Origin of the sequence: Allorhizobium undicola ORS 992 = ATCC 700741 (genome assembly GCF_000621665.1) — a bacterium.
Taxonomy (GTDB): Bacteria; Pseudomonadota; Alphaproteobacteria; order Rhizobiales; family Rhizobiaceae; genus Allorhizobium; species Allorhizobium undicola.
Window position 1 is genome coordinate 38,616 of the sequence record NZ_JHXQ01000007.1, and the last position, 23,825, is coordinate 62,440.

At 59.7% G+C, this 23,825-nt stretch carries 14 protein-coding genes; 6 read left to right on the forward strand and 8 right to left on the reverse strand.

Features of this window, described 5'->3' with window-relative positions; all coding sequences use genetic code 11:
* Nucleotides 1-119 precede the first annotated feature (119 nt).
* Entirely contained in the window at nucleotides 120-1,208 is a 1,089-nt protein-coding gene (locus tag T424_RS0109610) for a glycoside hydrolase family 88/105 protein (protein WP_027487534.1), read from the forward strand.
* Between the two features lie 205 nt (nucleotides 1,209-1,413).
* On the opposite strand, the gene T424_RS0109615 is transcribed toward T424_RS0109610, so the two are convergent.
* A complete protein-coding gene (locus T424_RS0109615) occupies nucleotides 1,414-1,962 on the reverse strand; it encodes a cupin domain-containing protein (RefSeq protein ID WP_027487535.1) in 549 nt (182 codons plus the stop codon).
* A gap of 146 nt (nucleotides 1,963-2,108) precedes the next feature.
* On the opposite strand from T424_RS0109615, the gene T424_RS0109620 reads away from it, so the two are divergent.
* Both T424_RS0109620 and T424_RS0109625 read left to right on the forward strand, forming a co-directional pair.
* Nucleotides 2,109-3,443 (forward strand): aspartate aminotransferase family protein, encoded by a 1,335-nt coding sequence (locus T424_RS0109620; protein ID WP_027487536.1) that lies wholly within the window; start codon nucleotides 2,109-2,111, stop codon nucleotides 3,441-3,443.
* Between the two features lie 280 nt (nucleotides 3,444-3,723).
* Nucleotides 3,724-4,434: a FadR/GntR family transcriptional regulator gene (locus tag T424_RS0109625; RefSeq protein WP_027487537.1), complete on the forward strand. Its 711-nt coding sequence runs from the start codon at nucleotides 3,724-3,726 to the stop codon at nucleotides 4,432-4,434.
* Between the two features lie 138 nt (nucleotides 4,435-4,572).
* Here T424_RS0109625 and aspA read toward each other — a convergent pair whose 3' ends face one another.
* Nucleotides 4,573-5,967 carry an aspartate ammonia-lyase gene (gene aspA, locus T424_RS0109630; protein WP_027487538.1) on the reverse strand — a complete coding sequence of 465 codons (1,395 nt, stop codon included), beginning with the start codon at nucleotides 5,965-5,967 and terminating at the stop codon, nucleotides 4,573-4,575.
* A gap of 427 nt (nucleotides 5,968-6,394) precedes the next feature.
* Between aspA and T424_RS0109635 the strand changes: the two genes are divergently transcribed.
* Nucleotides 6,395-7,804 (forward strand): amino acid permease, encoded by a 1,410-nt coding sequence (locus T424_RS0109635; protein WP_051558900.1) that lies wholly within the window; start codon nucleotides 6,395-6,397, stop codon nucleotides 7,802-7,804.
* Between the two features lie 201 nt (nucleotides 7,805-8,005).
* Here the strand turns inward: T424_RS0109635 and T424_RS0109640 are convergent, their stop codons facing one another.
* Genes T424_RS0109640 through T424_RS0109660 form a run of 5 tightly spaced genes read right to left on the reverse strand, consistent with a single transcriptional unit; the run spans nucleotide 8,006 to nucleotide 20,695 of the window.
* The gene (locus T424_RS0109640) at nucleotides 8,006-11,113 is read right to left on the reverse strand and encodes an efflux RND transporter permease subunit (protein WP_027487540.1); all 3,108 of its coding nucleotides are present in this window, start codon (nucleotides 11,111-11,113) and stop codon (nucleotides 8,006-8,008) included.
* Nucleotides 11,113-14,223 carry an efflux RND transporter permease subunit gene (locus T424_RS0109645; RefSeq protein WP_027487541.1) on the reverse strand — a complete coding sequence of 1,037 codons (3,111 nt, stop codon included), beginning with the start codon at nucleotides 14,221-14,223 and terminating at the stop codon, nucleotides 11,113-11,115. The genes T424_RS0109640 and T424_RS0109645 overlap by 1 nt, the downstream gene beginning before the upstream one ends.
* Nucleotides 14,220-15,362, reverse strand: a complete 1,143-nt coding sequence (locus tag T424_RS0109650) for an efflux RND transporter periplasmic adaptor subunit (protein WP_027487542.1) — start codon at nucleotides 15,360-15,362, stop codon at nucleotides 14,220-14,222. The genes T424_RS0109645 and T424_RS0109650 overlap by 4 nt, the downstream gene beginning before the upstream one ends.
* Before the next feature lie 3 nt (nucleotides 15,363-15,365).
* Nucleotides 15,366-16,691 carry a glycosyltransferase gene (locus T424_RS0109655; RefSeq protein ID WP_037067244.1) on the reverse strand — a complete coding sequence of 442 codons (1,326 nt, stop codon included), beginning with the start codon at nucleotides 16,689-16,691 and terminating at the stop codon, nucleotides 15,366-15,368.
* Between the two features lie 8 nt (nucleotides 16,692-16,699).
* Nucleotides 16,700-20,695 (reverse strand): non-ribosomal peptide synthetase, encoded by a 3,996-nt coding sequence (locus tag T424_RS0109660; RefSeq protein ID WP_027487544.1) that lies wholly within the window; start codon nucleotides 20,693-20,695, stop codon nucleotides 16,700-16,702.
* A gap of 34 nt (nucleotides 20,696-20,729) precedes the next feature.
* Between T424_RS0109660 and T424_RS22520 the strand changes: the two genes are divergently transcribed.
* Nucleotides 20,730-21,128, forward strand: coding sequence for a hypothetical protein (locus T424_RS22520; RefSeq protein ID WP_154664864.1), 399 nt, complete (start codon nucleotides 20,730-20,732; stop codon nucleotides 21,126-21,128).
* A gap of 89 nt (nucleotides 21,129-21,217) precedes the next feature.
* On the opposite strand, the gene T424_RS20675 is transcribed toward T424_RS22520, so the two are convergent.
* On the reverse strand, nucleotides 21,218-22,177 hold the full coding sequence (locus T424_RS20675) for an AraC family transcriptional regulator (protein ID WP_245269505.1): 960 nt from the start codon (nucleotides 22,175-22,177) through the stop codon (nucleotides 21,218-21,220).
* Nucleotides 22,178-22,416: 239 nt separating this feature from the next.
* Here T424_RS20675 and melA point away from each other — a divergent pair, with 239 nt between their 5' ends.
* A complete protein-coding gene (gene melA / locus T424_RS0109670) occupies nucleotides 22,417-23,766 on the forward strand; it encodes an alpha-glucosidase/alpha-galactosidase (protein ID WP_027487545.1) in 1,350 nt (449 codons plus the stop codon).
* Nucleotides 23,767-23,825: the final 59 nt, after the last annotated feature.

Consider the following 23,825-nt stretch of genomic DNA (forward strand, 5'->3'; position numbering starts at 1 on the left):
GGAAGCGGGAACCGTTTTCATTTGCAAATGCGAAAAAACTGCAAGGCTGGAGGCTGTCTTTTCCGGCAGTGTGAATAGATTATCCGTCAGGGAGAAGGATTTTCGGGAGGAGTTGCGTCTTGTCGCCTTTGGATTATTTTCACGCCTATGCTTTGCGTTACCAGCCCTACAAGGCGGGGGCGTGGTGCTATGAGGATGGATGCCTTTACCGTGGCTTGCAGCTTTTGTATGAGGCCGACCCGCAGGGGCCGTGGCTTGGCCATCTCGTTCGGCTCGTCGATGGCCAGATTGATCGGCACGGCAAGCTGAAATCCTACGATCCGTCCGATTATAATATCGACAATATCCTGCCCGGCCGGGTTCTGTTTTTTCTCGCGGCCCAAAGCGGCGATAACCGCTATCGCCGGGCGGCCGATCGACTGATTGCCCAGCTCGAAACCCATCCGCGCCTGCTTGCCGGAAATTACTGGCATAAGAAGCGCTATCCGCATCAGCTCTGGCTGGATGGTCTTTACATGGGTCTGCCCTTCCAGATCGAATACGGAATGGATAGCGGCAGGGAGGGCCTGATTGCCGATGCACTTCAGCAGCTTGCAACAGCTCTCGTGTTGACCGACCATGGTTCGGGTCTTTTCGTGCATGGTTACGACGAAAGCCGGATACAGGCATGGTGCGACAGGATGACGGGCAAATCCCCGGCAGTATGGGCGCGCGCTGTGGGGTGGCTCGTCATGGCGCTGGCCGATACGCTGTCGCTTGTGGAGGATGACGAGGCCATCACGTCCTTGAGGAGGCGATTTTGCCTGCTGCTGGGCGCACTCGTGGAGCGGCAGGAGGAAAGCGGCCTGTGGATGCAGGTTCTGGAGGCGCCCGGACTTTCCGGAAATTATCAGGAAAGCTCTGCCACGGCGATGTTTGCCTATGCGCTTCTGCGCGCCGCGCGCCTCGGGCTGGTGGAAGAGGGGGTGCTGGCGTCCATGCAGGCTGCGGGCGAAAGGGCGCTTCAAGGCCTTCTGCAAACCCGTCTTCAGGCAGATGAGGGCGTGCTGCGTCTGACCGGAATTGTTCAGGTGGCGGGGCTTGGCGGGTTCGAGGGGCAGGAACGGGATGGCTCGCCTGCCTATTATCTGCGCGAGCCGGTCGTGAGCGACGATGTCAAGGGCGTGGGCCCGCTGATGATGGCCTATTCCGAGCATATGAGACTGTAATTGGCCGTTGAGGCCAATGAAATCTGTCAGGTCCACCGGACGCGCTTCTTTTGTTTTGCGCATTTCCGGACGGAAAACCGTGACTGCACTTTTCTCGGATACTTTAGAGCATTTCCAGCAAAAGTGTAGTCGGTTTTGCGTCCGGAAATGCGCCGAAACAAGAAGTTAGAGCATTGTAGGTGAACCCGTGTTCACCGGAAGTGCTCTAGAAACTCGGCGGGGTGCAGGCGCTTATGACCTCGCATGGCACCGGCCCCACGCAACGGAAGCGATGGGGGCGGCGGCTTTCGAAATAGTAGGCATCTCCCGGTCCGAGGATCCGGCGCTCCCCGTCCACCGTCACCTCCAGACGGCCGCTGAGGACGATGCCGCCTTCCTCGCCGTCATGCACCAGCAGTACTTTGCCGGTATCGGCGCCGGGCTGGTAGCACTCTTTCAAAATTTGCAGACTGCGACCGAACAGGTTTTCTCCAACCTGCCGATAGGAAATTGCCCCCTTGCCGATCTCCACAAGATCTTCGCTGGCATAAAATGCCTTTGCGGGCTTTTCCGGCTCATAGGAGAAAAACTCCGCAAGGCCAATGGGAATGCCGTCGAGAATGCGCTTCAGGGCACCGACGGACGGATTGCTGGCATTCGATTCAATGAGGGAAATCGTCGAATTGGTAACACCCGCCCGCTTGGCAAGTTCGCGCTGCGACAACTTGTTCGCCAAACGCAGGTGGCGCAGCCGGCTACCTATATCGATGTTCATGGCTTGCCTGTTTCAAGTGTTCGAAATATCGCAATATTAGCCAGTCATCCTCATAGAAATCAATGGATTGATCGCCAAAAGAAAAGGGCTTGTTTGCTTGAGCGATATGCGGGAGAGATAGCCAGATCGCCATGGAGCCTTTTGAAATGACCAGCCACTCCGCTTCCAACATGCCCGCACTTGAAAATTTCTGGATGCCGTTTACGGCAAACCGCCAGTTCAAGGCCTCGCCACGTCTCCTCGCCTCTGCCGAGGGCATGTATTACACCGATATCGATGGCAAACAGGTGCTGGACGGTACGGCCGGTCTTTGGTGTGTGAATGCGGGCCATGGCCGCAAGCGTATTGCTGAAGCCGTTGAGCGCCAGTTGCGAACGCTGGATTTTGCGCCCACCTTCCAGATGGGGCACCCGATTGCCTTCGATTTTGCAGCACGTCTTGGCGCCATGGCGCCGGGTGGTCCCGAAGCCGGTCTTGACCGGGTCTTTTTCACCGGCTCCGGCTCGGAGTCGGTCGATACGGCCCTCAAGATTGCCATTGCCTATCAGCGCGCCATTGGCCAGGGCACGCGCACGCGCATCATCGGCCGGGAAAAGGGCTATCACGGTGTCGGCTTCGGTGGCATTTCCGTTGGCGGGCTCGTCAACAACCGCCGCGTTTTCCCGCAGATTCCGGCAGACCACATGCGCCATACGCTGGATCTGGATCGCAACGCCTTTTCCAAGGGGCTGCCTGAACACGGTCTCGAACTTGCCGAGGATCTCGAGCGGCTCGTGGCATTGCACGGCGCGGAAACCATCGCTGCGGTCATTGTCGAGCCCATGTCCGGCTCCGCCGGTGTCATTCTGCCGCCGAAAGGCTATCTGGAGCGTATTCGCGCCATCTCCGAAAAATACGGCATCCTGCTGATTTTCGATGAAGTCATTACCGGGTTCGGCCGTCTCGGTACGCCTTTCGCCACCGATTATTTCGGCGTGGTTCCCGATCTCGTCACGACAGCCAAGGGCCTGACCAACGGGGCAATTCCCATGGGGGCGGTTTTCGCCAGCCGCAAGGTGCATGACGGGCTGATGAACGGGCCGGAGAACCAGATCGAACTGTTCCACGGCTATACCTATTCCGGGCATCCGGTTGCCAGTGCTGCGGGTCTTGCCACTCTCGACATTTACGAGCAGGAGGGGCTTTTGACCCGCGCCGCCGGTCTGGTCGAAGACTGGCAGGAAGCACTGCACAGCCTGAAGGGCCTGCCGCATGTCATCGATATTCGCAATCTTGGCCTTGTCGGCGCAATCGAGCTGGAACCGCGCGCGGCAGCGCCCGGCACCCGCGCCTATGACGTTTTCGTCGATTGCTTCCGAAGCGGCCTGTTGATCCGCGTAACCGGTGACATCATCGCGCTTTCTCCGCCATTGATCATCGAGAAGGAACAGATCGCAACTCTCGTGTCGATTCTGGGCGATGCCTTGAAGCGGGCGGCCTGAGGGGAAGGCTTGCGGCTGAAACCTCACTGGATGAAGCGTTAAAGTCTCCCGCAAAAGTGTGCAGCGGTCTTGCGATAACGACATGCGAAAAAAATGAAGTAAAGCGTCGGGAGCGACTCTGAAAGATCGCGAGACGCTGTAACGGCGCTGGCGTGTTATAATGCCAGCGCCTTTGGCTGGTTGTGGGGCGCGGCCCGCTTTTGCAATTCACCCCCGCAAATGTCGAGAATCCTCATATTCGTCGCTTGACAAAGGCGTAATGATTAGGAAAGTCGATGTCATGAACGAAGTGGCTGATTGGTTAACCGCAGCAAACCCGATCAGTCGGAAAAATGCGGCTGAAGTGGTTTTTGATGATATTCGCACGGCCATCATGTCGGGGCGCGTATCTGTCGGCACGCGCCTGCCTTCTGAATCGCATCTGGCAAGCCGCTATGGTGTCAGCCGTCCTATCGTGCGCGAGGCGCTGCGCTCGCTCCAGACCCTGGGCCTGACGCAGACGCGAACGGGAAGCGGTACCTTCGTGGTCATGTCCCAGCCCGGCAAGGAGCTGACCTACGGCAATTATTCTGCCCGTGATCTGATGGAGGCGCGGCCTTTCGTGGAAATTCCTGCTGCCGGCTGGGCGGCGGAGCGGCGCAACGAAGCGCAGATGAAAAACCTTCTCTCGCTTTGCGACCAGATGGACCGGCAGGAAGATCCCCTCAAATGGGTGCTGCTGGATTGGGAATTTCACCGGGCGATTGCCGAGGCATCCGGCAACGCGGTCTTCTGCAAGATCGTGTCGGATGTGCGTGAGGCGCTGACGGAACAGTCCGAACTGGTCAATTTCATGGCGCCGCGCCGCACGGCCTCCAATATCGAACACCGCCGGATTGCCGAAGCCATCCGCAGCGGTTCTGCCGAGGCGGCGCGCGCGGCGATGGAATCGCATCTTGGCCTTGTCAGCCAAGTGGTCGCCGAGATTACCGGCGAAACCCGCCAGCATTAGAGCATAATCCGACCGACGTGAAACAGGGGTCGTCAAGATTACGCTTCAAAATGTCATGCGCCAAGGTTTCCGGCAGTGTTTCGTCCCGGAAACATAATCGAACCGGCCTTGTTTGCCGGTTCGAGGTTTTCACGCCATTTATGACAGGTTGGCAAGCAGGCTTGGATTAAGCGCCGCCTGCAACTGTGCTTCTGTCAGATGCCCCTTTGCAAGCACGACTTCTGCCACGCTGCGGCCTGTTGCCAAGGCTTCCTGCGCAATCTGCGTGGCGGCATAATAGCCGATCAGCGGGTTGAGAGCGGTGGCAAGGCCGATCGATTCCTCCACCCGGCGCGCCATGATCTCGCGATTGGCGGTGATGCCGTCGATGCAGCGCCCCGCAAGCGTCCGGCAGGCGGCGCTCATATGGGTGATGCTGTCGCTCAATGCCCTGATGATGACCGGCTCGAAGGCGTTCAATTGAAGCTGTCCTGCTTCTGCCGCCATGGTTACGGCAATGTCGTTGCCAATCACGGTGAATGCGACCTGGTTGACCACCTCCGGAATGACCGGGTTGATCTTGCCGGGCATGATGCTGGATCCCGCCTGCAAGGCCGGGAGATTGATTTCGCCGATCCCGGCCCGCGGGCCGGAGGAAAGCAGCCTGAGATCGTTGCAGGTTTTCGACAGCTTCACCGCAACACGCTTCAACACGCCGGAGAGATGCACGAAGGCGCCGGGATCCTGCGTTGCTTCGATCAGGTCGCCTGCGGTGACGAGAGGGCGTCCGGTCAGTTCCACCAGTGCCGCACAGGCCTTGGCTGCATAACCGGCAGGCGCATTCAGGCCGGTGCCGATGGCTGTTGCACCCAGATTGATCTCGTGCAGCAGCGCTGCCGATTCGATCAGTCTCGCCCGGTCCTCACCCAGCATGATTGCGAAAGCACGAAACTCCTGGCCGAGTGTCATCGGCACGGCGTCTTGCAACTGCGTGCGTCCAACCTTGAGAACATCGTGAAACTCCTTTGCCTTGCGGGCAAAGGACTCCTCCAGAACGCCCATGGACGCGACCAGATCGTCGATCGCCTCGATCAGCGCGATGTTGACGGCGGTCGGATAGGCGTCATTGGTCGATTGGCTGAGATTGACGTGATCGTTGGGATGCAGCGCCTTGTAGTCCCCCTTGGCGTGGCCAAGGATTTCCAGTGCACGGTTGGCGATTACCTCGTTGGCATTCATGTTCGTGGAGGTTCCGGCGCCACCTTGAATGGCATCCACGACGAACTGGTCATGCAGCTTTCCGGCGCGTATTTCCTGGCAGGCTTGGCGAATTGCCTTGAGATGGCGCTCATCCAGAAGCCCCAGTTCGTGATTGGCCATGGCTGCGGCTTCCTTGACATAGGCAAGCCCGCGGATCAGCCAGGGATAGCGGCCGATCGGTATGCCGGTAATTTGAAAATTCTCGACCGCCCTTGCCGTGTGAACGCCCCAGTAGGCGCTGGCGGGAATGTCTTTTTCGCCAAGCAGATCACGTTCGCTACGCATCAGGTTCATGAATGCCTCCCAAATAAATCTGTCTTGCTGTCAGACAGATAATACTCTACGGATAATCCCATTCCATCCTCGGGTCAATGGGGGCCTTTTTGGGCTCAAGAGGCGTTCATTGGTAACGGAGAGGGCCCATGGCAGCTGAGGGTTGACGCTTGGGGAGGAAAAGCACTAAGAGGGCAAAGCTGTCATACAGTATAACAGAATATCATAATGCGAAGATGCATTGATATTCGTTCACAAGTTGACTTCGGATGGATCAGGCGGCTTTTTTGATTTGATTATTCGAAGACACTTCTGGATCTGGCGCATCGCGTTTCCGGTCCGGCAATGATTGGCAAAAGCCGCCATGCTTCGAGGGGCAGGGCAGGCTTCTAATGAAAAATCGCAGGGAGGAGTACTCGCCGTGAGTGCGAAAAATGTCGAAAAACAAATGGAGCAGCAGGAAGACCTTGGTTATCACAAGGCCCTGACGTCCCGTCAAATCCAGATGATCGCCATTGGTGGCGCAATCGGCACCGGGCTTTTCCTGGGCGCAGGCGGGCGGCTTGCCGCAGCCGGACCGGCGCTGATTTTCGTTTATGCCATTTGCGGTTTCTTCGCTTTTCTCGTGCTGCGGGCGCTGGGCGAACTGATCATGCACCGCCCCACCTCCGGGTCTTTCGTATCCTATGCCCGCGAGTTCTACGGGGAAAAGATGGCCTTTGCGGTCGGCTGGATGTATTGGCTGAACTGGGCGATGACGTCGGTCGCGGACGTAACGGCTGTCGCCCTTTACATGAATTTCTTCAAGCAATACGTGCCGTGGCTGGCGGGTGTTGATCAGTGGATGTTTGCGCTCGGCGCGCTGGTCATCGTGCTGTCCATGAACATGCTGTCGGTCAAGGTGTTTGGCGAGCTGGAATTCTGGTTCAGCCTCATCAAGGTGGCAGCCCTCGTTTCATTCCTGGGCATCGGCATTTATTTCGTGATTTTCGGCACGCCCATCGAAGGTCACACGGTTGGCTTCAGCCTGATCTCCAGCAATGGCGGCTTTTTCCCCAACGGCATCATGCCGGCTTTGCTTATCGTGCAGGGTGTGGTCTTTGCCTATGCCTCCATCGAGGTCATCGGCACGACGGCTGGCGAAACCGAAGATCCGCGCAAGGTCATGCCGCGTGCCATTCGCACCGTGGTTGCCCGCCTGCTGATTTTCTATGTCGGTTCCGTGCTGCTGCTCACGCTTCTGTTGCCCTATTCGGCCTATAAGGCTGGTGAAAGTCCCTTTGTCACCTTCTTCGGCCTGATCGGTATCAAGGGTGCGGACATCGTGATGAACCTCGTGGTGCTGACGGCCGTTCTTTCATCGTTGAATGCCGGTCTTTATTCCACGGGCCGCATTTTGCACTCCATGGCCATTTCCGGCTCCGCGCCGGCGGCTCTTGGCCGCATGAACCGCCAGGGTGTCCCTTATATGGGCATTGCCGTAACGGCTGTCGTGACGGTCATGGGTGTGGTTCTCAACGCTTATGTGCCGTCAGAAGCATTCGAGATTGCCATTAACATCTCGGCGCTTGGCATCATTACCGCTTGGGCGGCCATCATCCTGTGCCAGCTCAAGCTGTGGCATATGGCCCGTCGCGGGGAAATCCAGCGCCCTGCCTTCCGCATGTTCGGTGCGCCCTATACCGGCATTCTGACCCTGATCTTCCTCTTCAGCGTCATCGTGCTGATGGCTCTCGATTATCCGGTGGGCAGCTATACCGTGGCATCGCTCATTCTGATCGCGCCTGTTCTGGTGATCGGCTGGTACATGCTGCGCCATCGCATCCGCGCCATCGCTGCGGGAGAGGCCGCTGCCTGAAGCATTGTTCCGAGAAAAATGTAGTTTCGTTTTTCCGTCGAAAGATGCGTAGGAACAAGAATTTGGAGCGCGTCCGGTGAACCTTTGTTCACCGGACGCCCATCTAGCCGGGTAATTGGGCCGCTGGAGGATGTCCGACAGCGGCCCAATTGCGTCAACAATCCGGATCGACGCCCGTCATTCGAAGGACCGTGGCCAGCCTCAGGAGGGAAGGCCCTGTCTTTCTGGCATTGTTGCGGTGTGAGACGCGGCTGGTTTCCATTTTCGCCGCAGGTGTTCTATCGCCAGAAACACGGTGGGCGTTGTGTAGATCGTTACCAATTGGGACACCAGAAGCCCGCCGACAATGGTCAGGCCAAGCGGTTCGTAGAGCTCCGAGCCGATGCGTCCGCCGATTGCCAGCGGCACGGCCCCCAGAATGGCGGCCAGCGTGGTCATCAATATGGGGCGGAAACGCAGGATAGCCGCATCCTGAATGGCTTGCCGACGGTCAAGACCCTGCTCGCGCATGGTGGTCAGCGCGACATCCACCATCAGGATCGCGTTTTTCATGACGATACCGATCAGCAGCATCAGCCCGATCACGGCCACGAAGCTGAATTCCGTGCCGGTGACGAGCAGGGTGGAAATCGCCCCGATGGCAGCGGATGGAATGGTGGAGAGAATGGTGAACGGGTGGGCAAAGCTTTCGTAAAGCACGCCAAGAAGTCCGTAAATGGCGATGATCGCGCCGATCAGCAGCCAGCCCTGTTTGGCGATGGATTCCTGACTGGTCTTGGCGCTTCCGGCAAAAATGCCGCGAATATCGCCCGGCATTCTGGCATCGCGGGCAGAGGCTTCGATCAAGGCCGTGGCCTGTTCAATCGAGATGCCTGCTCTTGTATCGAAGGAAAGCGTGATGGCCGGAAGTTGCGCCTGATGATTGACCTGAACCGGGCTCATGCCAGGTCCGGCCTTCGCAACGGAAGTAAGCCGGACGGGCATTCCATCCTGACCGGGTACATAGAGATTTTGAAAGGCTTCCGGAGAGCTTGCCTGTTCCGCCGCCATGCCCATGACGACACGATACTGGTTTGAAGGTGTATAGACGGTGGCGATTTGCCGCTGGCCGAAGGCGTCGTAAAGGGTCTGGTCGATCGATTCCACGGAGACGCCCAGCCGCGCGCTTGCATCGCGGTCGATGGCCAGCGCCGTGGTCAGGCCGCTATCGTCCTGATCGGAGCCGATATTGACCAATTCCGGCATGGCGCTCATCCTGTCGCGCATAACCTCGGCCCATTGCAGCAGTTTAGAAAAATCCGCACCCTGTAGCGTATACTGGTAGCGTCCGCGCCCGGCACGCCCGCCAACCGCAATGGTATCCACCTGCGAGAGGAAGGTTTCGATCCCGGCCACGGCCTTGAGCTTTGGCCGAAGTCTTTCGATGACCTCTGCGGTGGGGATCTTGCGGGTTTCCAGCGGCTTGAGGTCGATGCGCAATGTGCCGGTATTGAGAGCGTTCAACAGACCGATTCCGACGGATGAGGTCAGGGCATTGACGTCCGGATCGGCGAGAATTACCTCGGCTACGGCCTTCTGGCGCTCGCGCATCGCCTCAAAGGAAATCTCAGCGGGGGCAGCGGTCACGCCGCGAATGACGCCGGTATCCTGGGTCGGGAGCAGACCTTTCGGTATGGCGGCAAACATCCAAAGTGACGCAAACAGCAGCGCGAAAAGGCTGAGCAGCGTCAGACGGGGCCGGTCGAGCGCTGCCGCGAGGCTTTTGGCATAACCGCGCGTAATCAGCGAAAGTCCACGCTCGAAGAGTCCGGGCGGACGCGGCTCCTGCGGCGTTGCCGGAAGAAAGCGGGCGCAGAGCATGGGCGTCATCGTCATGGAGACGATGGCTGAAAGAATAATGGCAAAGGCCAGCGTTGCCCCGAATTCCTGAAAAAACCGCCCGATGACATCGGGCATGAACAACACAGGGATGAGCGCCGATAAAAGTGCGGCCGTCAGGGAGACGATGGTGAAGACCATTTCCGAAAGGCCCTGATGGGCGGCTTCCAGCGGGGTCTTGCCTTCATCGATCAGCCTGACGATGTTTTCGATCATGACGATCGTATCATCGACGATGAAGCTGACGGCAATGATGAGCGCCATGATCGAGAGATTGTCCAACCCGAATCCGGCCGGATACATCAAGGCAAGCGTGCCGCCCAAGGTGACGGGAATGGTCAGTGTGGGAATGGCGGTGGCCCAGAAGCGGCGCAGGAAAACGCCAACGACGCCGATGACCAGTGCGGCGGTCAACAGCAGCGTGGTTTGCATTTCCTCAAGGCCCGCCTGGATGAAGCGGGTCTGGTCGGAGGCGATTTGCACGGTGATGGCGGCGGGCAGCCAGCGTTCGGCCTGTTTGAGCGCTTGCCGCACCTCGGCCACGGTGGCGGTGATATTGGCGCCGGGACGGCGCATGATTTCCACGAGGACTGCGGGTTTGTCGTTCCACCACGAGGCCTGGCGGGTGTCGGTCACGCCATCGGTAACGGTCGCAACGTCGCCCAGCCGCACAGGCGCGCCGTTCTGTTCGGCAATCACCAGATGGCGATAGGCGTCGGCGCCGCTCACCTGCGTATCGGCGGCAATCACGAAGCTGCGCTCGGAGGTGTCGAGCCGTCCGAGCGGCTGGAGAATGGTGGCCGCCGCCAGTGCCTTGCGCACATCATCCGTAGAAAGGCCCCGCGTGGCCAGAAGGGCCGGATCGAGATCGACCCGGACGGCGGGTTTGGCGCTGCCACTCAATTCTACCCGGCCAACCCCGTCAATGCGGGAAAGGCGTTGCCGTAACACGGTCTCGGCGCGGTCATAAATGTCGCTGACCGACATGGTGTCGCTGGTCAGCGCCAGGATCAGGATGGGGTAAACGCTGGGATTGGCCTTGATATAGATGGGCGGCTGCGGCATTTCGGCGGGAAGATCGGCCTCTGCCGCATTGATGGCCGCCTGCACGTCCTGGGCTGCGCCATCCACGTCGCGTTGCAGGCTGAACTGCGCGACAATGGTGGAGGAGCCCTCGGCATTGACCGAGGTCAGTTCGCTGAGGCCGGCAATGGTTCCCAGTTGCCGTTCCAATGGCGTTGCCACCGTGGCGGCCATGGTTTGCGGGCTTGCCCCCGGCAGGCTGGCACGGATGACGATGGTGGGCAGGTCCACGGCAGGAAGGGCTGCCACCGGCAGGCGGCCATAAGCAAGGCAGCCGAGAACGAAGATGCCGATGGCCAGAAGCGTGGTGGCCACGGGGCGATCGATGAAGAAGCGAAGCGATGTCATCAGCGGTTCTCGCCGCCAACCGGGCTGGGCCGGGCAAAGGCGCGTGCGAACAGGCCTTTCAACTGGCGTTGCAGCGCATCAAAGGCAAGATAGATGACCGGCGTGGTATAAAGACTGACGATCTGGCTGAGGATCAGGCCGCCAACGATGGCAATTCCGAGGGGCTGGCGATATTCCGCGCCGATGCCGGAGCCGAAGGCAAGCGGCAGCGCGCCGAGCAGGGCGGCCCAGGTGGTCATCATGATGGGCCGGAAGCGCAGGAGGCAGGCCTGATGAATGGCCTCTCTTGGGCTCATACCCTGTTCCCGCTCGGCGACGAGCGCGAAATCGATCATCATGATGGCGTTCTTCTTGACGATGCCGATCAGCAGGATAATGCCGATAAAGGACATGACATCCAGCTCCAGCCCCGCCATCATCAGCGCCAGCAGCGCGCCGATGCCTGCCGAGGGCAAGGTGGATAGAATGGTGATGGGGTGAATGAAGCTCTCGTAAAGCACGCCCAGCACGATATAGACGGTGACGAGCGCGGCAAGAATGAGCAGCCATTGCCCTTCAAGCGTGCGCTGGAATTCGGCAGCCGCGCCGCTATAGCCGGTGGAAAACAGGTCCGGCAAGCCAATCTCGCGTTCAGCCCGGTGAATGGCGGCAAGCCCCTGCTCCAGAGAGATGCCCGCCGCAAGATCGAAGGAAATGGTGGCAGCAGGAAACTGGCCGAGATGGGTGATCGAAAGCGGGGCATCGGCGCGCTGCATCGAGGCGAAGGCGTCAAGCGACACCATGGAATTGTCGCTCGAGCGAACCCTTATCTGCTTCAGCATGTCGGGATCGTCGCGGAAATCGGCGCCGACCTCCATGATGACCTTGTACTGGCTGGCCTCGGCATAGATCGTGGCGATCTGCCGCTGGCCGAAGGCATTATAGAGCGCATCGGCAATGGCCTTGGCGCTGACCCCGAGCCGGGACGCAATATCCCGGTCGATCTCCACGAAAAGCTGGGGGCCGCGGGCCTTTTCGTTCCAGCTGACATCCTTTAATTCCGGCTGCCGCTGGAGCGCCTGCATGAAGGATGGCAGCCATTGCTCGATCTCGGCGGCGTTGGCTGCCTGAAGATTATATTGATAGGGCGTGCGCGAGGTGCTGCTGCCGATCTGGACTTCCTGCACCGATTGCAGTTGCAGGGTGAGGCCGGCAATGCCGGCGGCGGAGGCTTGCAGACGGTGCATGATTTCGGATGCCGTGGCGCTGCGCTCCGAATGCGGTTTGAGATTGATGTAGAGGCGGCCGACATTGGCCGTGGGATTGGCGGTTCCGGCGCCGACAAAGGCGCCGATGCCCGTGATGTCGGGGTCCTGAAGCAATTTCTCCACCATGGCCTGCTGGCGGGCGGCAAGGGCGGGAATGGAGGTGTCGGGCGATGCTTCCGTCACCCCGATCATCAGGCCCGTATCCTGCTGCGGCAGAAAGCCCTTCGGCACGACGATATAGAGGTGAACCGTCGCGGCGATGGTCGCGACCGTTACCGCCAGCATCAGCTTTTGATGGTTCAGCACCCAGACGAGGCCCCGCCCGTAAAGCCGGTTGAAATAGCCGGAATGGTCTTCGTGATGGGCTGAATGTCCGGATTTTCCACGTTTGAGCAGCCGGGCGCACATCATGGGGGTCAGGGTCAGCGAGACGATCGCCGAAAAGATCACGGCGAGCGACAGCGTGACGGAAAATTCCCTGAACAGCCTTCCCACCACGCCGTTCATCATCAACAGCGGAATGAATACGGCAATCAGTGAAACGCTGAGCGAGACGACGGTAAAGCCGATCTGCCGCGCCCCCTTGATGGCCGCCGTCATCGGATCGTCGCCTTCTTCGATCTGCCGCACGATGTTTTCGATCATGACGATGGCGTCGTCCACCACGAAACCGGCGGAAATGGTCAGCGCCATCAACGTCATGTTGTTCAGCGTGAAGCCCGCGACGGCCATGGTGCCGAAGGTGGCGACCAGCGAGACCGGCAGCACGATGCTGGGAATGACGGTGGCCCAGAGCGATTTGAGGGAAAGGAAAATAACCAGAACCACCAGCGCGATGGACAGTACCAGATGGAACTGCACCTCATGAACGGAGGCGCGGATGGTGCCGGTGCGGTCTGTCAGAACGGAAAGCTCGACAGAGGCGGGAAGGTTGCTTTTCAGCTCCTGCAATTGCGCATGGATGGCATCGACCACCTGGATCGTGTTGGCGTCCGGCTGGCGCTGGATGTTGAGAATGACACCGCGCTTGCCATTGAACCATGCGGCCTGATCCTCGTTTTCAAGGCCCGTTCGCACGCTTGCCACATCCTCAAGACGCACGGCTGCGCCATTATTGTAGGCTATGACCTGCTGGAGATAGGCTTGCGGATCGACGAGCTGGTCGTTGGCGTCGATCTGGTAGGATTTGGCTGGTCCGTCCAGCGACCCTTTCGGCAGGTTGGGAGTGGCGGCAACAATGGCCTGGCGCACGTCATCCAGCGAAAGACCGAGAGCGGCGATGGCCATCGGATTTGCCGCAATGCGGATGGCCGATTTCTGACCGCCCTCGACGCTGATGAGGCCAACGCCTTCTACCCGTGAAAGCCGCTGGCGCACCGTGGTATCGGCATATTCGTTCAGCCGTTCCAGCGGCAGGGTGGTGGAGGTCATTGCAAGGATCATCACCGGCGCATCCGCAGGGTTGATCTTGGCATAGGTGGGGCGGCTCGGCATCTGGTCCAGCGGCAGCAATCCGGCAGCGCCGTTGATGGCGGCCTGCACGTCCAGCGCGGCATTGTCGATCTTGCGCGAAAGGTCGAATTCCAGCGTGATCCGGCTGATGCCCGTCGTACTGGTGGAATGCATGTTGGAAAGGCCGGAAATCTGCCCAAGCTGGCTTTCCAGCGGTGTTGTCACCAGCGATTCCATGGTGGCGGGGCTTGCCCCCGGCAACTGGGCCGTGACCTGGATGGTGGGAAAATCCACCACCGGCAGCGCCGTCACGGGCAAAAGCCGGTAGCCGAGAATGCCAAGCAGAATAAGGGCGGCCGTCAGCAAGGTCGTTGCCACGGGCCGCAGGATGAAGGGCGTGGAAAAGCTCATGAGATCGGCGCCGTGGCTGTGGTTGGGCTGGCTTGCTTGACGAGGCTTCCCTCGCGCAGGCTATAGGTGCCGTCGATGACCACCTGATCGCCTTCGGCAATGGCGCCGGCAATCACCGCTTCGCCTTTCAACCTGTCCAGCACGGCCACAGGCTGGCTATGCGCCTTGCCTTGCGGGTCGATCTTCCAGACGAAGAGCCCTTGTGGCCCCTGCTGCAAGGCCGCTTCCGGCACCACGAGCCCACCCTCATGCGAACCGACCTGAAGGCGCATGTTGACGAACTGGCCGGGCCACAGCGTCAATTGCTCATTGGCGAAGGAGGCCTTGAGCTTCACCGTGCCGGTCTGGGTGTCGATCTGGTTGTCGATCATGGAAAGCGCGCCGGATACCAGCTCGTTGCGGTTGCTCTTGTCGAAGGCGGTAACGGGGAGGGGCGCTTTCGCCTGTCCCGACAAAACGGATTGAAGATCATCCGACTGCACGGTGAAGATCACGGCAACCGGCTTCAGCCGGTTGATGACGACGATTGGCGTCTGGTCGGTGGGCTGCACGATATTGCCGACATCGACCTGACGGATGCCCGCCTTGCCATCGATGGGCGAGCGAATGATCGTCTGGTCGAGGCTCGTCTGGGCCGCGTCGATATTGGCATTGTCGGCGGCAAGTTGCGCGGCCAGCCGCTGCACCTGTGCCTGTTGCGTCGTGACGGTTTCCTGGCTGGCGAAATCCTTGAGCGCCACGCGGCGGTTGAGAAGGACCTTGGCATCTTCCAGCTGGGCGGCAGTGCTGTCCCGGGTTGCCAGCGCCTGACGAAGCTGGGCTTCCAGCGCCTTGCGGTCAATGACCGCGAGAACGTCGCCGGTCTTCACGTCCTGACCTTCCTGGAAGTGCAGTTCCACGAGCTGGCCCGTGACCTGGGTCTTCACCTGTACGCTTTCCGAAGGCTGGACGGTGCCGATGCCGCGCAGATAGATCGGCATGTCGCGCCTTGCCACCTGGGCGAGTTTTACCGGCACGACCGCGGGAGCGCTTTCGGTCGGGCGGGCCGTATTGGCTTCGCTTTTCAGGGTCAGCGCATAGAATGCGCCACCGAGGCCAAGCACTGCGATAAGAAGATGGGGCAGATGTCGCATTCTCATGGATTATGACCGTGATGAGGCTGCAAGCAGCCGTTTTGGTTCCACGGCGGCTGCCGTGGCAGAGGGGGAGGCGTGCAGAAGGCCCCAGTCGCTGAGCGTTTCCAGTGCGGTTGCCACGCCATTCTCAGCGCGGATCTTTTCGCCAAGGGCTGCGGCATGGGCTCGCATGGCAAGGGATTTTGCCGCCCTGATTGCCTCGGCAAGGTGTTCTGCACTTAGTTTTTCGCGTGGAAGCGCCGGTGGCGCGGCACCCAGCGCCGCCAGCCGCGCCGCCCAGAATGGCTGATCGCCAAACACCGGAGCAATGACGGAGGGAATGCCGGCGCGCGCTGCGGCGGACGTGGTGCCTGCCCCGCCATGGTGAACGGCAAGTGCAAGCTTGGGAAACAGCCAGTCATGCGGCACGCGCTTGATGGCGATGATCCGATCGTCCGCGCCGGTTGCCGCCTGCAATCCACCCCAGCCCGTTGCCAGAATTACGCGGTCGCCGGTGATGGCGATTGCCTTCATCACCATGGCGGTGAAGCTTTCCGGATCGTGATGCAACATGCTGCCGAAGCCGATATAGACCGGCGGCGGGCCTGCGGCGAGAAAATCGGCAAGGGCCTTGTCCGGCTCGTAACCGGGGCTATCCAGAAACCAGGCTCCCGTGGCCAGCGTCTTGCCGGGCCAGGCGGCGGATGGAGGAATGAGGCTCGGGCTGAAGCCGTAAAGTCGCGGATGGTTGATGAAAGCGGCGTCAAAGCAGGCAAGCCCCGGATAAGCGGGCAGGTTCAGTGCGGGACGCACTTTTTCGTTATAGACGGGCCGCATGGAGCGCCACACCATGAGGCGCGCCGCATTTCCAAGCGCACGATTGGCAAAGCCCGGCAGCGACGAAAGCCAGCGGGGCAGGGGAACCGGCGGCGGGGTCTCGGATGGCAGCGTGGGCATCAGCTGCGTTTCCACGACGGGAATGGCAAGCCTTTCGCCGATCGAGGCGGCCAGATAATAGACCATGCCATTGCCGATGATGAGGTCGGCGCCAACTGCGGCTTCCATGGCCTGACGCGGCCATTGCTCCGCCATGGCTTTCAGCCTTTTTCGGGCCTCGGCCATGATGGTGAAGAAACCGAGGCCCTTTTTCAGCGTGGAATGGTCGCTGCGCATCCAGGCCAGAAAGTCGCCGTTCAGCGGTGCATAGGCAAGGCCCTGATCGGTGACGAGTGCAGCGCAGCTTTGATCGGTGGCGACAAGCACATTGTGCCCCGCCGCTTTCAGCCCAAGACCAAGCGCGATCAGAGGACGGACATCGCCCTCCGTTCCAATGGTGAATATGACGATCCGCATGGCGACACTCAGGCCGTCATCGCGTTTTCCTGGCTTGCGTCATTGCTGCGCAACACCAGGAATTCACGGAGAATTTCTGCCTGGATGGCAGCGCCGATCTCGGCTGCGGGGCCTGCATCCAGCATTTCCTGATGGTAGCAATCCAGCGCACGGCGATAGACACGCCCGCCGACATGGGTCAGCCATGCCTCCGGCTGGTAATTGATGACATGGTCGATGGCGGCATTGTTCCCGCGCTTTGCGGTGAAGAAATGCATATCGGTATCGACCCAGCCCGGCTTGAATTTCTGCGCCAGCCCAAGGTGGTGGATCACCACCGAGCGGGCTTTTTCCAGAATATCCGGCTCATAGGCCTGCACTTCCGTCACCAGCGGATGATCGTCCAGCCCGTATTGCTGGAAGAGATAATCGTTCAGCACCGAAAAAAGCGGCTTGTTGGTGTCGAGTTCAGCCGGATCCACATCGAAGCCGAGGAAGCCAAGGGCTGCCTGCACCAGCGTGGCATCGTCCAGACGCGCGGCATCGGCGTTTTGCAGATAGGGATAGGAATCGAGCAGGCCAAGGAAGGCGACCTGTTCATCCTGATCGCGAAGCTGGCGGGCAATCTCGTGGGCAACCAGCCCGCCAAACGACCAGCCGAGCAGATGATAAGGCCCCTGCGGCTGAATGCGCCGCATATGGTCCACATAGCGACCGGCCATTTCCTCCACCGATTGCGGCAGGGCGGAAAGATCGCGCAGACCTTCCGACTGGAAGGCATAGATCGGCGTGTCGTCCGAAACATGTCCGGCAAGCGAGTAGAAGCCCCAGCCCATGCCAAGAACCGGATGGACGCAGAAAAGCGGTGCGCCATGGCCGCGCTCGCGGATCGGCAAAACCGGATCAAGGAAATTGGCCCTTGCTGCCGGCGCTTCGATCAGGCGCGCCAGCGTGGCGATGGTGGGGGTGTCAAAAACGGCAGCGATCGGAATTTCGCTCTTCATCCGGGCGCGGATGGCGGCAATCATCCGGGCGGCGGCAAGGCTGTCCCCGCCGAGGTTGAAGAAACTGTCATGGATGCCGACATCCTTGATGCCGAGAATATCGCGCCAGATGGCGGCAATCGTCTCCTGGGCCGCGGTCTGCGGCGCAACGAAACCTTCCTCCGCCTTCCATTGCGGTGCGGGCAGGGCGTTGCGATCGATCTTGCCGTTAACGTTGAGCGGGATGGTTTCCATCTCCACATAGGCGGCAGGGATCATATGTGCGGGCAGGGACTGGGCAAGGCGGGCCGAAAGCTCTGCTGCATCAGGCAGCGTGCCCGCGCTTGGCACGACGTAAGCCACCAGCCGCTTGCCCTGGCCGGGATCGTCACGCAGCACCACGACGGCCTGGCGGATTTCCGCCTGATCGATGAGGGCGGCTTCGATTTCACCCGGCTCCACCCGGAAACCGCGAATCTTGATCTGATGATCGTTGCGGCCGAGATATTCCATCACGCCGTCGGCACGCCAGGTTGCCATATCGCCGGTGCGGTACATGCGTGCGCCGTCGCCGGCAAAGGGGTCCGGCAAAAAGCGCTCTGCGGTCAATTCCGGCTTGTCGAGATAGCCCTTCGCCACCCCGGTGCCGCCGATGTAAAGTTCACCGGCAACGCCGGGGGGAACGGGCTGGCCGTTCCTGTCGAGAACATAAAGGCGGGTGTTCCAGATCGGCTTGCCGATCGGCGTCGTATCGAGATCGCTGCCGGTAAGGGCCATGGCGGTGGACCAGACAGTCGTTTCCGTCGGTCCATAAACGTTGAGAACCGGATGGCCGAGTTTTGCCATGCGGTGAGCGAGATCGGCAGGCAGGGCTTCACCGCCAACCAGCGAACGCAGGCCACGAAGCTCGCTCAGATGCTCTTCCAGCAGGGCGCGCCACAGTGAAGGTGTCGCCTGCATGACGGTGGCGCCCGATTGCTTGAGAAGTCGTGCAAGGGCTGCCGGATCGCGCACCGTATCGCGCGTGGCAATGACCGTCTGCGCGCCGGTCAGAAGCGGCAGATAGAGTTCCAGCGCGGCAATATCGAAGGCGATGGTGGTTACGGCAAGCAACCGGTCCTTTTCCGTGAGTTTCAGCAGGTCCTGCATGGAAAGCAGGAAATTGGTCAGCGCACGGTGTGGGATCTGCACGCCCTTGGGGCGGCCGGTCGAGCCGGATGTGAAAATGACATAGGCCGTGTCGTCATCGGCAATGACCGGACGCTTCAACTGCCCGGCCGAGGCCGCAAGTTCACCGGAAATACGGTCGATCAGCAGGGTGTTGATCCCGCCGAGGGAAAGGCGGGCGCTGCCTTCCGTGGTGGTGATCACGGCGCCGGGCCTTGCATCTTCCAGAATGATGCCGATGCGCGCCGGTGGATCGGCCGGATCGAGCGGCAGGTATGCGGCCCCCGCCTTCAGCACGCCGAGAAGGGCCACGACCATCATTTCAGACCGTGGAACGGCCACGGCGACCAGCTGGCCGGGCTTGACCCCCTCAGCCTGTAGGCGGGCGGCAAGCCCGTCGGAGGCCGCGTCAAGCTGGGCATAGGTAAGGCTATGCTCACCGAAACGCACCGCCACGCGCTCAGCCTTGCTGGCTGCCTGCTGGCGGAAGAGATCCGGCCAGTTCTCTTGCGGGAGGGGCTTTGTCGTGGCGTTCCAGTCTTCCAGCACCTGCTGACGCTCGCCTTCGGACAGGAGGCTGAAGGCACTGAGCGGCATGTCGGGCGACAGAAGCAGGCTGTCCATCATCCGGGTGAAGCGGGCCTCGTGGGCCTTCAGTTCCTCTTGCGAATAGAGGGCCGGGTTGGCATCGAAGTCCACCCTGATCTCGCTGCCGTCACCACGGTCATAGGCGAAGATGGTGATGTCGTTCATCGTGCCGTTCGACAGATTGTGCATGGTGGTCGGGTGGCCACCGAAATGAAGATCGTAATCGAAGGGCTCGATATTGACGCCGATGAAGGCGATCTGCTCATCCTGCCGCACCATGCCGATGTCGCGCCGCATATCCTCATAGCGATAGCGCTGATAGCGCAAGGCGCGCATCATCTGCTGGGAAACCTGCTTTACGAGATCCTGAAGCGAGGTTTCCCGCGAGAGCTTGAAGCGAAGGGGAACGGCATTTGCCATCATGCAGGGAATGCGGCGGGCGGCGGCGCTGACGCGCGCCGTGACCATGGTGACGATCGCCAGATCCTCAACATCGGTTGCGCGCGCATAATAGGCGGCGACCATTGCAATGAGGGTTTGGGGAACGCTTGCCCCCAGGACCTTGGCGGCATTGATGATTTCAGCGGATTTTTCGCAGGACAGATAGGTACTGTGACGCAACATGCCGCCAGCCGGGGCAACGCGCTTGCGTGCCAGCGTGACCGGTTGCGGCACATTCTGCAACTGCTCCATCCAGTAGGCGCGGTCGCGCTCGAAATGCGGAGAATTGCGGTATCCCGTTTCAATTTCCAGCAGATCTTCCAGCGAGCCGAAGTCGCAGGGCAGCGGTGCGCGATTTTCTTCCAGAGCATTATAAAGCTCCGAGAGACGGCGTGTCGCCATGCCGCCAGTGAAGCCGTCGAAGGCGATGTGATGGACGCGGTGATACCACAGCCAATGATCGTCGGCGAGCTTGACGAGGGCGCTGGTCCAGAGCAGGCCGGTGGCAAGGTCGAGCGGCGCCTCGATGTCGGCCATCATCCATTGCCTGGCGGCGGCCAGCGGGTCCGTTGCGGAGGAGAAATCCATGACACGGAAGTCTTCCGGATAGGCCGCCAGAACGACCTGATGAGGCTGTCCGTCGATTTCGCGAATGCGAATGCGGGTGGCCTCCAGCTCCTGCGTCAACTGCGTAAGGGCCTTGACGAAATGCGTCTGGTTGACGGGGCCATGAATTTCCATGAACTCGGCCAGATTGAAGACAACGCCCGGTGCTCCAACCTTTTCGCTGATCCACATGCCGGCCTGTGCCGGGGTGACCGGTAAAATCTTTTCCATACTGGTCATCTTAAATCCATACCCTTGAAATATTTGTCAGAAAATGAACAAAGCTTCGCCCTGCGCGGCGATGATGCCCCGTCCGTGGAATAAAAATGGCTGTTCTTGCGGTTTTGGCGTGAAAGCCGGTCGTCGTAAAAAAAATACTTTAGAAAATTATAAATTTAAGTGGATTGCCGTTGTGTGGTCATCCGCTTGCGTCCTTGAATTGTTTTACAGCAAGGTCGTTGTGCAATGCAATTGCGGTATCGAACTAGGCGGTTATGCGCTTAATGAGATATTAAATCGGAAGTCCCTCAAAGCCAAGGGGTCAACGCTGCGAAAGGCCGCACTTACAGGGTGTTACGGCCTAAAAGCCGGGAATTTAACGAATAATTTTGCGCTGCAACATAATGGAAAGGCGTATTTTAGCCCGATTTTTGCCTCATACCCTCAATTCTAACGGGTAAATATGGAAAATTCGACTGAATTACCCTCTTTTGTATGGCGGCGAGATGCCGGGAGCCTGCTGCATTGCGTTAAATTGGATCATTAAAGCGTGTGGCGATCTTTCAGATCCGCTCCTGACGCTTTAGGTGCATTTCGATCTGATTGAATAAGATCGGCGCTCTGGCTTTTTGGCTCGCGCCTCAGGCTGGCATACATTCCAGTGGTGCGGAATTGTGACGGTGAGACCGAATAGATGCGGCGGAAGACCTTGGAAAAGTAATTGCTGTCGGTGAAGCCGCAGAGAATGGCAACCTGCTTGACCGACAGTTTCTCCGAGCCCGCCAGCAGGACTGCCGCATGGTGAAGGCGACGGTGGAGGACGTATTCCGCGGGTGCAATGCCTTCAGCCGCCGCAAAACGGCGGGAAAAATGTGCTCTGCTCATGCCCATCAGGCCCGCAAGACTGCTCACATCCAGAGTGCTGCCGATATGCGTTTCAATGTGATCCAGCACCGGCTGCATATCCCTGTGCCGGTTGGGCATCTCCACCGCGCCGAACACGTCATCATAAAGCGCCGTGATTGCCTCATAGGCAATGGCCGAGGCCTGCCCGATCGTGGCGGGATCCTGCATCAGGCGCAGCGCGCATCCGGCCAGATGCTCTATGGTGGCACCTTGCAGGCGCAGCACGGGGCCGGCTGCGGCCTGGATCATGGTGTGAAGGCGCAGTGCCTCCTCACCGGTCATGGAAATCCAGAAGAATTCCCAGTGTTCGCCCGGTTGCAGCCAGTAACGATGATTGTCCGGAACGGTCAGAAGCAGGGTCTGGCCCGGCGCGATACGAAACTGGCGGCCTTGGTGGCGCAGATTTCCCTGCCCGCTGATCGTGTGCTGCAAGACTGTAAAGGGGGAGGCGCCCCGGTTGCGCCCATCCCATTCATAGTGTTCATTGCGGCGCAGTTCGTAGCCGGCGCTGGTCGGCATGATGGTCAGATGCTGGCGTCCGCGCGGCAATGAAATGATCTGGAGGCGCGGGCCGCCTGCAAGGAGATTTTCAAGCACAAAATTACCCGTATTTGCCGGTTTCGTCCCCTAGCCGCTTGAAATGTTCAATCATAATCTTTCGCCGATCAAGTGCCTCGTCAGAAATTTCAGCGGTTTACCTGTAAAATTCCTGTTGCGGCATCACGTGCACGGGGTCTTCTGTCTTTGGATGCGGGCCACGGAATGGCGATCAAAAAGACAGATGGCCCGCACAGGCAAAGGCGGCGGCAGTGCCGCGCAGGGAAGGATATTGACCAATGGCCAAACAGCCCAGGATCACGTTTATCGGAGCCGGTTCCACCGTCTTCATGAAAAATATCATCGGCGATGTTCTTCAGCGACCGGCACTTTCGTCCGCGCGCATTGCGCTGATGGATATTGACCGCGAGCGGCTGGAGGAAAGCGCTCTGGTGGCTGGCAAGCTGATTTCCACACTCGGCGTTGGGGCAACGGTTGAAACATTCATGGACCAACGGGCGGCGCTTGACGGCGCGGATTTCGTGATCGTCGCTTTCCAGATTGGCGGTTATGAGCCCTGCACGGTCACGGATTTCGAAGTGCCGAAAAAGTTCGGCCTGCGCCAGACCATTGCCGATACGCTGGGCGTGGGCGGGATCATGCGCGGTCTGCGGACGGTGCCGCATTTGTGGAAGATCTGCGAGGACATGCTGGCCGTCTGCCCCGGCGCCATCATGCTGCAATATGTAAACCCCATGGCAATCAACACCTGGGCGATTGCCGAGAAATATCCGCAAATCCGCCAGGTCGGTCTTTGTCATTCCGTTCAGGGCACGGCGCATGAGCTGGCGCTGGATCTGGATATTCCCTATGAAGAAATCCGCTACCGTGCCGCCGGTATCAATCACATGGCCTTTTACCTGACCTTCGAACATCGCCAGCCGGACGGTTCCTATCGCAATCTCTATCCTGATCTCGTTGCGGCCTATCGGCAGGGCCGCGCGCCCAAGCCGGGCTGGAACCCGCGCTGCCCCAACAAGGTGCGCTACGAGATGTTGATGCGGCTTGGCTATTTCGTCACGGAAAGCTCCGAGCATTTTGCTGAATACACGCCCTATTTCATCAAGGAAGGTCGCGAGGATCTGATCGAGAAATACGGCATTCCGCTGGATGAATACCCCAAGCGCTGCATCGAACAGGTGGAGCAGTGGAAAGGGCAGGCCGAGGCCTATCGGAGCGCGGAGCGCATAGAGGTCAAGCCCTCGCATGAATACGCCTCGACGATCATCAACTCCGTCTGGACCGGTGAACCTTCGGTCATCTACGGCAATGTGCGCAACAATGGCTGCATTACGTCGCTACCGGCCAATTGCGCGGCGGAGGTGCCGTGCCTGGTCGATGCATCCGGCATCCAGCCCACCTATATCGGTGAATTGCCGCCGCAGCTGACAGCGCTGATGCGAACCAATATCAATGTGCAGGAGCTGACGGTGAAGGCGCTGATGAGCGAAAACCGCGAGCACATCTATCATGCCGCCATGATGGATCCGCACACGGCTGCCGAGCTGGATCTGGATCAGATCTGGTCATTGGTGGACGAGCTTCTGGCCGCGCATGGGCAATGGTTGCCGCAATGGGCCCGCGTCTGACAGGAAATTGGTGGGGAAAGCTAAAAAAGCTTTCCCTTTTCTCTGGTTTTGTCTAGTAA